The sequence below is a fragment of the Mediterranea massiliensis genome, assembly GCF_900128475.1.
Lineage (GTDB): Bacteria > Bacteroidota > Bacteroidia > Bacteroidales > Bacteroidaceae > Bacteroides > Bacteroides massiliensis_E.
Genome location: NZ_LT635836.1, coordinates 443,140 through 457,626 on the forward strand (window position 1 = coordinate 443,140; position 14,487 = coordinate 457,626).

A 14,487-nucleotide genomic window follows, 5' to 3' on the forward strand; every position below is an offset into this window, starting at 1 on the left:
TCCATGAAAACGACTCCTATCTATATGAAACGATGGCTGGAAGCCAACGGACGCAAACGGGCGCTGCCCGGCGACACCTGGTACCTAAACTTCGCCAACGAAGTGCTGCCCCTCGTGGCCGCCTCGCCCCTGTTTCAAGACCACGCCGCAGGCAAGGCTGCCCAAACAGCCCTGGACACGGCCCTCTACTTTCAGGATGCCATCGCCCAGGCAGGCGGATGGAAGGCTTTCACCGCCCGCTACCGCATGCTGTACGGGCAACCGCTTCCCTTCTATGCCTGCAACGACTACATCGACGACGAAATCAACCGGGACGATGTCTGCTTCCTCTTGTGGAAAAACCTGTCGGGCCTGCATCCCTCCTTCCACTTCCTGCCTCCCCACGAAGCATTCCTGATGACGCTGGCCGGGCAACTCTACGACCGGATGGACAGCCTCTTCGAGGAAGCCCCCATCAACGAAATTCCCTCGACCGAGACGTGGGTCATGGACCTCGGTCTGCTGGACACGGTCACCACTCCCCTGCCCGAAGTGACACCCGACTCCCGCCTGACGAAAGACGTGGAACGCTGCCTGGCCTACAGCCACGGACATCCTCTGCTCTACTTCGCCACTTACGGAGACCTGCATGCCTTCCTCACCGGCACACTGGAATGGGAAGACCATCCCGGAGGTGTACTGGCCGACCTGAAGGACGAAAAGGACTTCGTGATTTACGCCAACGCCAAAGGCATGCTGCTCGCCCCGGGCGTAGCCTCCTGCTTCTGCGACTCCCGCAACCCCGCCTACGATGCCCCAACGGCCGCCGCCGAGGCTTACGAACTGTTCTGCCTGCCCGGCCGCTGTCCCTTCGACCTGCTGAAGTATGGCATGCAGCACGGCCTCCTGCCCGATGCCGCCCTGCCCTTTGCCGGAGGTCGGGAAGTGCTGCAACGGCACTGGGACTTCATCGCCCGCTACTTTCTGGAAGAATATTACGAAGGGGACTAATCAAGTCAGGGCTCATTATTGCAAATTGCTCGGATTAACACAGAAAATAACATGATACCATCCATGAGAAACATTTCTTCTGCCGCCTTCAGCGACACCAAACCCCATTATGAACTGCTCGACGGCCTGCGTGGCGTAGCCGCCCTGCTGGTGGTGTTCTACCACATCTTCGAAGGCTTGTCCTTTGCTGCCGGGGGCACCCTCATTACCGTTATCAACCACGGTTACCTGGCCGTAGACTTCTTTTTCATCCTGTCCGGTTTCGTCATCGGCTACGCCTACGACGACCGACTGGGCAAAAGCATGAGTCTGGGCAACTTCTTCAAGCGGCGGCTGATTCGCCTCCATCCGATGATTGTGATGGGAGCCGTACTGGGTGTGGTGTTCTACCTGCTGCAAGGTTCGGTGCAATGGGACGGCACCCACGTGAGCCTTTCGCTGGTGATGCTTGCCCTGCTCTGTGCCCTGTTCTTCATTCCGGCCGCCCCAGGTGCCTGCTATGACATACGAGGCAACGGTGAAATGTTTCCACTGAACGGGCCGAGCTGGTCGCTCTTCTTCGAATACATCGGCAACATCCTCTATGCACTCTTCATCCACCGCCTGAGCAACAAGATGCTGGGCCTGCTGACCGTCCTGTCGGGACTGGGGCTGGCGTGGTTCGCCCTGTTCGACGTAGTGGGCTACGGCATGATCGGTGTAGGCTGGACGCTGGACGGTGCCAACTTCGTGGGCGGACTGCTGCGCATGCTCTTCCCCTTCACACTGGGCATGCTGCTGTCGCGCCACTTCAAGCCCGTCAAAATCAAAGGGGCCTTCTGGATTTGCACAGCCGTATTGCTCGTTCTGTTCTGCGTTCCTTATATAGAAGGTAAAGAAGGCATCTGCCTGAACGGTCTGTACGAAGTATTCTGCATCTTCCTCGTATTCCCCGTGCTGGTGTGGCTGGCTGCCTCCGGAAAGACTACGGACAAGCACTCCACCCGGATATGCCGGTTTGCAGGCGACATCTCCTATCCGCTCTATGCCGTCCACTACCCCGTGATGTACCTGTTCTACTCCTGGCTGATCGAGCACAAATACTATACATTCCGCGAAGTGTGGCCCACGGCCCTCACGGTCTATGCCGGCAGCATCCTGCTGGCCTGGCTCTGCCTGAAACTTTACGACGAGCCTGTACGCCGGTGGTTGAGCAAAAGGCAAGTTTAAAAACTTGACGCAGTAACTATCTGATTATATATACTTTACGGTGACGCGTAAAGTCTCGGGTAAACTTTACGCGGACAATTAAATAAATAGGCTGCCTTTAAAGGCAGCCTATTTATTTAATCAGTTACAGAAAGTTTATAAACACGCCTTTCACTTGACGCAATAAATCATTAACAATCAACCAAGTAGGGTGACAAGTTATAATATTCAAAGTAAAATGGTGCAAAGGAACACTATCATCAAGTGCTTCGTTCCCCCCTCATGCAGTGCTTCCTTACACTTTGACGAAGCACTGCATGAGGGGGTAACAAAGCACTTCGTCAGCAGTTCACGAAGCACTGCATGACATTCCCAAACAACTGCCCGTTAAAGCTCGATGATTTCTTCGGGAGCAAGCGTCAGTTTTTCCAGGCCTTCAGTCGTCACTACCCAGGAATTCTCGATACCCAGCGGACCGACTCCCGGCAATACGATTTTCGGCTCGAGGGCAAAGACCATGCCCGGCTCCAGTTCCTGACGGATGCGGGGAGCGATGACAGGTGCCTCGTTGATCTCCAGTCCGATGCCATGACCGATGAACTTCGCCTTCTGCTCCACTCCCATGAAATAGTCGGCAAAACCGGCTTTCGTCACCAGCTCGATGGCCTTGCTGTACAGGTCCTCGCAGATGACTCCCGGCTTGGCCATGGCTGCCACGGCCTCCTGTATCTCCAGGCAGGTCTGATGGGCCGCATAAGCCTGATCCGTCAGCTTGCCGACGGAGTATACACGGCTCATGTCGCCCATGTAACCATAGAAATTACCTCCCATATCGACCATGATGCTCTGCCCGGGCTGTATCAGCGAACCGTTGGCACCGCCAGGCAGCGTGGGGTCGAGTCCGGCACCTCCCAAAGCGAAGTCGTAGGGCGAAGGAGCTGCCGCATTGTCGCCTGCCAGCAGGCTTCCCATGAATATCTCCATGCTTTGTCCGAACACCCGGAAGATACCCAGACAACCCTCCAGGCGCATCAGCCGCTCCACCTCAACGGAAAGCTGGAGATCGGTCATGCCGGGCCGGTAGACCGACGGAATCTGTGCGTAAGCCTTTGCATGCGCCACGCCCGACCGACGGAAGAACTCAATCTCCATCTCCGTCTTGGTGCTGCGTGCCTGGCGAATGAGATCCGTACCGCAAGGCACCACTTCCGCCTCGGGGAAACAGGCCGCCAGGCGATTGTATTCGTTAAAGGACAGCTCGCTTCCCTCGAGCATCAGCTTCTTCGGCAACGGCAGGCCGCATGCCTGAATCAGTTCCGGCAGCTGTTCGGGCTTTCGGATGGGCATGATGTGTTCGCCTTCAATGGTGTTGGGACGCTTCACGAACAAACGGGCAAAATCGTTCAACGGCAGATACAGATAGCCGCTGACTACCCGTCCGTAGGTATAAATCAAGTTGACATTGCAAGTAATGAGGGCGGCATCAATCCCCTGTTGTGCCATCAGTACGCGTATTTTATCACGTCTTTGTTTCAATTCCGGAAATAGCATATTCTTAACTGTTTTTATTGGTTTCGATGTGCAAAGGTAATAATTTTAAAGATTAAGCCCTATACATCGGAAACTAAGTTAAAGCCTTTTCGGACAAATCGCTGCAAAATACCCATAAACAGGTAACGTCCTGCCACTTCATCTGCCTGACGGACAAAAAAACGCTGCCCCGTACCTTCACAGGCAAAGGGCAGCATAAACCACAAATACAAATACAACTAAACAAAGTTTCTCTCTTAAATTATGCCTTGTCCCATCATGGCGTGGGCAACCTTCATGAAACCGGCGATGTTTGCGCCTTTCACGTAGTTGATGTAGCCATCGGGCTCAGTACCATACTTCACGCACTGTTCGTGGATGCCGTGCATGATGGCATGCAGCTTCTGATCCACTTCGGCAGCGCTCCAGCTGAGGTGCATGGCGTTCTGCGACATTTCCAGTCCGCTGGTGGCCACACCGCCTGCGTTGACGGCCTTGCCCGGCGCGTACATCATCTTGTGCTCGATGAAGAGGTCGATGGCCTCGGGCGTACATCCCATGTTCGAGATTTCGCCTACGCACAGCACGTTGTTGGCAATCAGCTGACGGGCATCATCGCCGTTCAGCTCGTTCTGGGTAGCACAAGGCAGTGCGATGTCCACCTTCACTTCCCACGGACGTTTGCCGGCCACAAACGTAGCCCCCGGGAACTGCTCGGCATAAGGCGCAACAATGTCGTTGCCCGATGCACGGAGTTCCAGCATATAGTCAATCTTTTCGCCGCTGATACCGTCGGGATCGTAGATGTAGCCGTCGGGACCGGAAATGGTCACTACCTTGGCGCCCAGCTGGGTAGCCTTGGTAGCGGCACCCCATGCCACGTTGCCGAAGCCGGAGATGGCCACCGTCTTGCCCTTGATGTCGATGCCCTTGGTCTGCAGCATCTGGTTCACGAAATACAGACCGCCGAAACCGGTAGCCTCCGGACGGATCAGCGAACCGCCGAACTCCAGTCCCTTGCCGGTAAAGGTACCCGTAAACTCACGAGTCAGCTTCTTGTACATACCGAACATATATCCAACCTCGCGGCCGCCTACGCCGATATCGCCGGCAGGCACATCCATGTCGGGACCCAGGTGGCGCCACAATTCCAGAATGAAGGCTTGGCAGAAACGCATGATTTCAGCGTCGCTCTTGCCGCGCGGCGAGAAGTCAGAACCGCCCTTGCCGCCCCCCATCGGAAGCGTAGTCAGGGCATTCTTGAAGGTCTGCTCAAATCCCAGGAACTTCAGGATAGACAGATTGACGGAAGCATGGAAACGGATACCGCCTTTGTACGGGCCAATGGCGTTGTTGAACTGCACGCGATAGCCCAGATTTGTCTGGACTTCACCCTTGTCGTCCACCCACGTTACGCGGAACGTAAAGATGCGGTCGGGTTCTACCAGACGTTCGATAATCTTGGCCTTCTCGAATTCAGGATGCTGGTTATAGATATCTTCGATGGAAAGAAGCACTTCCTTGACGGCTTGAAGATATTCAGATTCGCCGGGATGTTTTGCCTCCAAAGAGGCCATGATACGTTCAATATTCATAATATTACGCTTTAAAAGGTTTATCAAATGGGTTCCTTTGCGTTAGCCAATCAAAATGTCAGCTAACAACACTGCAAATATAGTCATTCTTTTCAAATCTCCTAAACTTTCAACCGAAAAAATAAGCAAATAATAATAAAATGTCATTTCACAAGCAAATAAGTTCCATACGCCCAAAAGAAAATGAGACCTATGTATTAAAAATCCAAAAAATATTCATACCTTTGCATTTATGACTTTAACCAACCTAAATCATTAAACCAGTTCATCAAGACATGAAAACGAAATTCACTTACCTGATGGCTGCTTTTCTTTGCCTGATTCTGGCAAGCTGCAGCACCAACGAATCTCCCTTCACCCTGTCGCAGGACAGCTTCACTGACGTTCCACCCGAGGGAAAGACCCTCTCACTCGACATCCATACTTCCGGCGAATGGACAGCCACCAGCCTCAACAAGGACTGGTGCAACGTAACGCCCGGCAAGGGAACCGGCAATGCCACCATCCAAATAGAAGTGATGGGCAACATCTCCCAAGACCGTACCGGCACCGTAGTCATCAACTGCAACGGCACCCAGACCAACATCGACATCGTGCAGAAGGCCGTACCTGCCGGACAGGAGCTAACCTACCGAATTCCGGTCATCTTCCACGTGTTATATAAAGACCAAAGCGACCCGCACCAGTACATTACCGCCAACCGCATCAAACAGGTATTAGCCAAAGTGAACCAATACTACGATGGACAGACCATCGCCGCAGGCGGTGATGCCGGACAGGACATCAACCTGGATTTCTACCTGCCCGAAACGGACGAAGCCGGCAATCCGCTCGAAACGCCGGGAGTGGAATACATCGCCTGGAACGAAATGCCCATCGACTGCGAAAACTTCATGGTAAGCAACAGCTCCAAAATCCTGAACCTGCTTTGGAATATGAACAAGTACATCAACGTCATGCTTTACAATTTTTCAGAAGTGAATGGTAGCCTAATCTTAGGCATTTCCCACCTGCCGCTGTCTGTCGAGGGTCCGAACTATCTGGAAGGGCTTCAGTCTGTGAAATATGACCGCCTGGAGAACTCCAACCTGGGCTATCCGCACTGTGTCTCCATCAACAGCCTCTACTTTGACCAGGATACCCCTGCCGGATATTACAATGCTGCGGACGCCAATGTAACTCTGGCCCATGAATTGGGACACTATCTGGGTCTGCACCATGCTTTCGATGAAGATGAAAATGCCCAAGAGACTGGGGGTCTTTCAACAGCATGCATTGATTCGGATTATTGTCCAGATACCCCTTCATACAATCGCTATGCCTATCAGATGATGCTGGCGGAATATTACAAAAACTTCTCCATGGAGGCTTTTGAACGGGAGAATTGCCAAACAGGAACGACCTTTACGTCCTACAACCTGATGGATTACGAGATCAGCTATGCAGACCGCTTTACGCCCAACCAAAGGGAACGCATGCGTCACGTGCTGGAATACAGCCCGCTGATTCCAGGTCCCAAACGGACGGCAAGTACCCGCAGCGTAGCCCCGCAAGGCGTGCTCGACATACCTATTATATATAAGGTGTGCTACAAGCACTGATGCAGAAACGAGCTGCCAGCAAGAGGGGCTCAAAACAAAGTCACATCAGCAAAATGCTTTGTCATCCCGGCTTTAAGCTGGGATGACAAAGCATTCTTTTTTATTCCCCCACTTGCATATCCCAAGAAAAAACACGACTTTTGCCTTACTAATTTTGGAAAAACATGCTCAGCAAACTGAAACTCAATCTGCTTTACCTGAAAGATACGCAATTTGCCAACCTGATGACCCGCCGTATCTTCAACGTACTCCTGATAGCCAACCCCTACGACGCCTTCATGCTGGAAGACGACGGACGCATCGACGAGAAGATATTCAACGAATACACTTCGCTGTCCCTGCGCTATCCGCCCCGCTTCACGCAGGTGAGCACCTGCGACGAGGCTCTGGCCCAGCTGAAGAACATGACCTACGACCTCATCATCTGCATGCCGGGCACGGGCGACAACGAAGGCTTTGACGTGGCCCGCACCATCAAGGCGGCATGGCCCCACATTCCGATGGTCATCCTCACCCCCTTCAGTCACGGCATCACCAAGCGCATCGCAAACGAAGACCTCAGCGCCTTCGAGTACGTGTTCTGCTGGCTGGGCAACACGGACCTGCTGGTATCCATCATCAAGCTGATCGAGGACAAGATGAACCTGGAACACGACGTCAACGAAGTGGGCGTGCAGGCCATTCTGCTGGTAGAGGACAGCATCCGCTTCTACTCGTCCCTGCTGCCCAACCTCTACAAATTCGTGCTGAAGCAGAGTCAGGAATTCAGTACCGAGGCGCTGAACGCCCACCAGCGCACCCTGCGCATGCGCGGACGTCCCAAAATCGTACTCGCCCGCACCTACGACGAAGCCATTTCCATCTACACCAAGTACAAGAACAACATACTGGGCGTAGTGACCGACGTCCGCTTCCCCCGCACCGAGCGCGGCGAGAAGGACGGCATGGCCGGCATCCGCCTCTGCGCCGCCATCCGCAAGGAAGACCCCTTCGTACCGCTCATCATCCAGTCGTCCGAAACGGAGAACATGACCTATGCCAACAAGTACGGGGCTGCCTTCATCGACAAGAACTCCAAGAAGATGGACGTGGATCTGCGCCGCATCGTGTCGGACAACTTCGGCTTCGGCGACTTCATCTTCCGCAACCCCGAAACGATGGAAGAGATAGCCCGCGTGAAGAACCTCAAGGAACTGCAGAACATCCTGTTTGCCGTCCCCTCGGAGTCGTTCCTCTACCACATCAGCCGCAACCACATCAGCCGCTGGCTCTACTCGCGCGCCATGTTCCCCATCGCCGAGTTCCTGAAGCCCATCACCTGGAACACCCTGCAGGACGTGGATGCCCACCGGCAGATCATCTTCGAAGCCATCGTCAAGTACCGCAAGATGAAGAACCAGGGCGTGGTGGCCGTCTTCAAGCGCGACCGCTTTGACCGCTACTCCAACTTTGCCCGCATCGGTGAAGGTTCGCTGGGAGGCAAGGGGCGCGGTCTGGCCTTCATCGACAACCTGGTGAAGCGCCACCCCGAGTTCGAGGAGTTCGACAACGCCCGCGTCGCCATCCCCAAGACCGTGGTGCTCTGTACCGACGTGTTCGACGAGTTCATGGAGACCAACAACCTCTACCAGGTGGCCCTGTCGGACGTGGACGACTCCACCATCCTGCGCTATTTCCTCAAGGCCAAGCTGCCCGACCGTCTGGTCGAAGACTTCTTCACCTTCTTCGACGTGGTGAAGTCGCCCATCGCCGTGCGCTCGTCGTCGCTGCTCGAAGACTCGCACTACCAGCCTTTCGCCGGCATCTACAACACGTACATGATTCCCTACCTGGACGACAAGTATGAAATGCTCCGCATGCTGAGCGACGCCATCAAGGGCGTCTATGCCTCGGTCTACTTCCGCGACTCCAAGGCCTACATGCAGGCCACGAGCAACGTTATCGACCAGGAGAAGATGGCCGTCATCCTGCAGGAAGTGGTGGGCAACCAGTACGGTCCCCGTTTCTACCCCAGCATGTCGGGCGTGGCCCGCTCGCTCAACTACTACCCCCTGGGCGACGAGAAGGCCGAGGAAGGCATCGTCAACCTGGCTCTCGGACTGGGCAAGTACATCGTGGACGGCGGCCTGACGCTCCGCTTCTCGCCCTACCACCCCACCAAAGTGCTCCAGACCAGCGAGATGGAGATAGCCCTGCGCGAGACGCAGACCCGCTTCTACGCCCTCGACCTGAGCAACTCCGGCCACGACTTCTCTATCGACGACGGCTTCAACCTGCTGAAGCTGCCCGTCAAGGAAGCCGAGAAGGACGGTGCGCTCAACTACATCGCCTCGACCTACGACCCCTACGACCAGATTATCCGCGACGGCCTGTATCCGGGAGGGCGCAAGGTCATCACCTTTGCCAACATCCTGCAACACGACGTCTTCCCCCTGGCGCGCATCCTGCAACTGGCCCTGAAGTACGGACAGGAAGAGATGCGCCGTCCCGTAGAGATAGAGTTTGCCACCACCCTGAGCCGCGAGAAGGACAAGACAGGTACCTTCTACCTGCTGCAGATACGCCCCATCGTAGACAACAACGCCGTGCTCGACGAAGACCTCAGTGCCATCCCCGACGACCGGCTGCTGCTGCGCTCCAACAACTCCCTGGGACAAGGCATCATGAACGACCTCTACGACATCGTCTACGTGAAGACCGACCACTACAGCGCCTCGAACAACCAGAAGATAGCCTGGGAGATCGAGAAGCTCAACCAGCAGTTCCTGGACGAAGGACGCAACTACGTGCTGGTGGGCCCCGGCCGCTGGGGCAGCAGCGACACGTGGCTGGGCATTCCCGTGAAGTGGCCCCACATCAGTGCGGCCCGCGTCATCGTGGAAGCCGGCCTGACCAACTACCGCGTAGACCCCAGCCAGGGCACCCACTTCTTCCAGAACCTGACATCGTTCGGCGTGGGCTACTTCACCATCAACGCCTACATGAACGACGGCCTCTACAACCAGGACTACCTCAACGCCCAGCCTGCCCTGCATGAGACGGAATACCTGCGCCACGTCCGTTTCGACCGTCCCATGACCGTCAAGATGGACGGCAGGAAGAAGCAGGGAGTGGTGATGATGCCGGAATAAAGCTCTCCTGCCGGCCGTTTCCTGTACATGGAAACGGCTGTTCCCTTCAATGGTAACGGGCCCAAGCCTGTCGCTCCGCCGGCCACCAGACTCTTCAAAATAGCCTTTCACTTCTTCCTCCTTTTGCCCTGAATCTTAAAAAACAGACATAAAACGGGCTATTTTCCCTCTATCACGACCCAATTCCTTAAAAAAAGAACTGAATTCCCTTAAAAAGGAACTTGCAGCATTTCAAGAAAAGTTGTTACTTTGCGGCGAAAATTATACAACTTTATAGAAATATTATTACCTAATCAATGTCAACAAGAGGAAATTGCCGTAATCTTCAAGTATGTGGCTTTCCTCTTTTTCACTGTGACAACAGTCTAAATGATTAAAGCCACAGCGGAACTAAAAAAAAAGTTATATGAATACAATGAGAAAGTTAGTAGCACAGCTGCTATTGTGTGCCCTCGGAGGAGGACTGCTGACCGCCTGCTCATCGGAGGAAGAAATGCTGCAAATTCCGGAAGGAAAAGGATACGTCAAACTGGTCTTAAAAACGGATTTGGGGTTCCAGACCAAGGCAGTGGATGAAAAAGAATACGAAGATCTCAATAACTACACAGTACAAATTCTAAAAGACGGTAAGGTAGTTGACGGAATGGAATGGAAGTACTCGAACATGCCAACCGAATTGATTGAACTCTCAGCCGGCGCATACGATCTGAAAGCTTTTTATGGAGAAGATAAAGCAGCATCCAAACAAAGCATGTATGTAGAAGGACAAACATCTTTCAACATTAATAATGACCAAACGACAGCTTCCGTCACCTGTAAGCCTGTTTGCGGAAAAGTAACTGTAAAGTTTGACAGCAAAATGGCCGATTATTTCAACGACTACTCCATTACTTTCCAAACAAAGGCACTTGGAGATATGAATATTTCGTGGGCCAAGAATGATACAGATCCCATTTATTTGAAAGTGGAAAATCAGGAAAAGATTTCTGCTGTATATAACTTGGTAGATAAACAAGGGAAACAAGCCAACATCGGCAACAAATCTTATGAACTAAGTCCGTTGAAACATTTAATTATAAATGTTGTACCGGCTGTAAGTAATGGGCAGATAGGTATTTCCATTGAGATAGACGAATCTACAAATGACCATGAAGAAGATATTATAATCCCCTCAGATTGGATAAATCAATAAAATCGACAAAAGAGCATTAGGATATGAAAATTCAACATACAATAGCATTCTTCCTGCTGGTAGCAGCCAGTTTGACTTCATGTGAAATGAAAGATGAAATCTTTGATAAAAACAAGATTTCAGGTGATACAGGCTATCTAAATTTAGCGGTATCAGTCCAAAATAAAGCGACTAAAGCAGCAACTGATGAAGGAACAAATAACAATTCACCGGTTAGTGCAGACAACTTCGAAGTAGAAATAAGCAATAGCGAAGGTACCTACGAAAAGAAATTCGATTCCTACACAGAGCTGCAAGCTGCTGGAAAAATTGAACTACCAGTAGGAAAGTATACCATCAAAGCACATACTCCCGGAACTATTGCTCCCAAAATGGATTATCCTTTTTACAAGGGAGAAGAAACTTTGGAAATTACCAAAGGGACAGAGAAAACAACGGCTGTTATTTGCACTATGCAAAACACGAAAATTCAATTGATTTATGGTACAACATTTGCCACAATTTTTAAAGAATGGGATATCACCATCTCAGACGGATCAAGCAATATATTAACCTATGATGAGAGTGACCTAAACCCTACGACCAAATATTGGCTGATTGCGGATAATGTTTCTGAAATTAAAGTACATATTGAAGCATACCTGCAAGACGGAAGCAAAATCGAGGAAGACCGTTCCATCACCAAGCCCGAAGATGCAGACAGCGATTTCTGGGCAGGTAGTGATGCACTGACCATTACGATGGAACCGGGTGAACCGAGTACACCAGACAATCCAAATGGAGTTACAATTAATGTTAAAGTGGAAATATCTTTCACAGATGATGAAGTTACTGAAGAGATTCCGGTAGAAGGAGAAGGCAGCGATGAAGGAGAAGGTGGAGATACAACAGAACCTAGTGAAGGAGATGGACCTACTATTACATTCCCCAAAAACAATTACATTTTACCAGATGATAATAGACTAAAAGCTGATGCTGAGATATATGCTTCTGCTGGATTAAAAAGTGTTATTGTAAAAATAACTCCAGGAAACACAGCTTTTGAACAAGCATTAGGTCTATTGCCTAATGCCGGAACTACTGATGCAGAAAAAGCAATGTTGGATTTATTAACCGGGGCGGAACTTGTAGGCAATAATCTGTTAGGGTCAACAATAGGTATGATAATGCCTGGAGTTAATATTCCTAATCTCTCAAAAGAAGATATAAATTACACTTTCCCTGTTGGAGATTTTTTTGAAGCATTAGGTAGTTTGGGAACGACAAGCACAGTTGCCCATAAATTTGAAATTATAGTAGAAGATATGAATGGAGAAACAACATCAGGTGTTTTAAATGTTAGTGTTAAATAAAAAATAGGTAAAATGAAAATTGTTAATTATATATTATATATATTGTTGGCAATCTTTTTAGCAGCTTGTCAAACAGATGATAACGCATACAATAATGTTGGGTATCTAAGATTAAATATCGGCACTAATAATTCGGCTAATACAAAAGCTGCACCTGAGAATTATAAGCCTAAACAGATTGCTGTTCAGATTGTCAACTCAAAAGGACAAGTCATCAAAGAGACAGACGATAGTGAGACTTGGAAAACGCCTATCACCTTAGAAACAGGAGCCTATACTATCAAAGCTTCCTCAAACGGTTTTGATGGCCAAGATTCAGGTTTCGATATACCTTATTATGTAGGGTCAAAGGAAATTACGATTCAAGCCAATAAGGAATTGCAGGAGACCATAACCTGTACGTTGGCCAACGTCAAGGTTTCCGTCAAATTCGACCCAGCTTTCTTAGAGAAATTTAAAGGAAGAACAATCAATGTCCAAGTAGGCGATCAAACCAATACCAATAAGTTTGCACCCTTAAACTTTACTACGACGGAAACTCGTTCAGCTTATTTTCCTGTGGGCAATCTGTATGCAACCATTACGATTGATAACCCGGAAAAGCCATTGGAACCTTACACATTAACACAGGATTTTATGAATGTGCAAGCTAAGGATCATTATATTTTAAACTACAAAGTAGAGGAAACTGGAAGTACTAATATTACAGTTACCGTAGATCCAACAACACACGAGTACAGTTATACTTTCACAGTTGCTACCGAAGCCACGAATAAAGCCGAATTGACTACAGGTACTTGGGGAAATGTTGCTTATTTAAAAGCTGAAAATGTAACAACAAGTTCTGGCATGAATACTGAAGGAATAACGTTCCAGTATCGCATCAAGACAAATGAACAAACAAGATCCAACGAAGCCGATTGGATTGATATTGAAACAACTGTTGATGAAAATACATATACCGCTATATTAACGGGATTGAATGCATCTACCTCTTACGAATACCGTCTGGCTACCGCTGAAGGAGAAACGATCGGAAATATTAGTGAATTTACGACTTCAGAAGCAGATAGTAGAGAAGAATTATATAATGGAAAGTTTGACGAATGGTATGAGCGAGCAAATGATAACCTCATGAGAACTAAAACTTGGTTTGCTTGTTCAGAGAGTTATTATAATGAACATAGCGGTTCATTCTGGGACTCTAGCAATCCAGGAACAACAACAGACGCAGGTATGCTTGCTAATATAAATCCAACAACAGGAAACAGTGACATTGTTAGAACCCCAGGAGGAAAGTCCGCTAAATTAGAATCAAACTATAAGGTTAAATTTGCAGCAGCCAGCCTTTATGTTGGTGCTTTTGGTGGGCTTGAAGGAACTAGTGGCGCAAGAATAAACTTTGGTCAGCCTTTCACATCGAGACCAATCGCATTAAAAGGGTATTTCCAATACGCTCCAGCCTCTATAGATCATGTAGGAAATGGTCAACCTACCAATACTGTAAGTAAAGGAGACATGGATATATGTTCTATATTTATAATATTATCCAAAGGAACATACCAAGTTAACAATACGGATACATGCACTCTTTTGACTGAAGAGAAAGTTAAAAACACAGATCAGTTTATTGCATATGGTGAGTTACCGGCAAGTGAATGCGTAAGTACAAATGGTCAGTGGAAAGAGTTTAATATACCCTTGAAATACAAAGAGGAGGCGTTTAGTGAAAAACCTACCCACTTGATTATCGTATGTACTTCCAGCAAGTATGGAGATTACTTTACTGGCGGCGAAGGTAGCACGATGTACCTCGACGACTTCGAGTTGATTTACGACGGCGAACCAACAATATGGAAATAACAAAATAGTTTTGTATCTTTGCAAACTCACCTCAAGGGGTTAGAA

9 protein-coding genes are annotated in these 14,487 nt (G+C 49.9%); 7 read left to right on the forward strand and 2 right to left on the reverse strand.

What is annotated here, in order from left to right:
- Positions 1–3: 3 nt before the first annotated feature.
- Positions 4–990, forward strand: a complete 987-nt coding sequence (locus tag BQ7483_RS06585; RefSeq protein WP_072545299.1) for a DUF3843 family protein — start codon at positions 4–6, stop codon at positions 988–990.
- A 63-nt stretch (positions 991–1,053) separates the two neighbouring features.
- Positions 1,054–2,199, forward strand: a complete 1,146-nt coding sequence (locus BQ7483_RS06590) for an acyltransferase family protein (RefSeq protein ID WP_072545300.1) — start codon at positions 1,054–1,056, stop codon at positions 2,197–2,199.
- 366 nt (positions 2,200–2,565) lie between these two features.
- On the opposite strand, the gene BQ7483_RS06595 is transcribed toward BQ7483_RS06590, so the two are convergent.
- Positions 2,566–3,729 carry a M24 family metallopeptidase gene (locus tag BQ7483_RS06595; RefSeq protein WP_072545301.1) on the reverse strand — a complete coding sequence of 388 codons (1,164 nt, stop codon included), beginning with the start codon at positions 3,727–3,729 and terminating at the stop codon, positions 2,566–2,568.
- 236 nt (positions 3,730–3,965) lie between these two features.
- Positions 3,966–5,303: an NADP-specific glutamate dehydrogenase gene (gene gdhA / locus BQ7483_RS06600; protein WP_022020429.1), complete on the reverse strand. Its 1,338-nt coding sequence runs from the start codon at positions 5,301–5,303 to the stop codon at positions 3,966–3,968.
- Between the two features lie 275 nt (positions 5,304–5,578).
- Here gdhA and BQ7483_RS06605 point away from each other — a divergent pair, with 275 nt between their 5' ends.
- The 5 genes from BQ7483_RS06605 to BQ7483_RS06625 all read left to right on the forward strand — a co-directional run bounded on the left by BQ7483_RS06605 (position 5,579) and on the right by BQ7483_RS06625 (position 14,442).
- On the forward strand, positions 5,579–6,904 hold the full coding sequence (locus tag BQ7483_RS06605; protein ID WP_072545302.1) for a zinc-dependent metalloproteinase lipoprotein: 1,326 nt from the start codon (positions 5,579–5,581) through the stop codon (positions 6,902–6,904).
- Between the two features lie 164 nt (positions 6,905–7,068).
- Positions 7,069–10,035: a PEP/pyruvate-binding domain-containing protein gene (locus BQ7483_RS06610; RefSeq protein WP_072545303.1), complete on the forward strand. Its 2,967-nt coding sequence runs from the start codon at positions 7,069–7,071 to the stop codon at positions 10,033–10,035.
- A gap of 406 nt (positions 10,036–10,441) precedes the next feature.
- Positions 10,442–11,227 carry a DUF4493 domain-containing protein gene (locus tag BQ7483_RS06615; protein ID WP_083535667.1) on the forward strand — a complete coding sequence of 262 codons (786 nt, stop codon included), beginning with the start codon at positions 10,442–10,444 and terminating at the stop codon, positions 11,225–11,227.
- 23 nt (positions 11,228–11,250) lie between these two features.
- Positions 11,251–12,579, forward strand: coding sequence for a DUF4493 domain-containing protein (locus BQ7483_RS06620; protein WP_072545304.1), 1,329 nt, complete (start codon positions 11,251–11,253; stop codon positions 12,577–12,579).
- Between the two features lie 12 nt (positions 12,580–12,591).
- Entirely contained in the window at positions 12,592–14,442 is a 1,851-nt protein-coding gene (locus tag BQ7483_RS06625) for a DUF4493 domain-containing protein (protein ID WP_072545305.1), read from the forward strand.
- Positions 14,443–14,487: the final 45 nt, after the last annotated feature.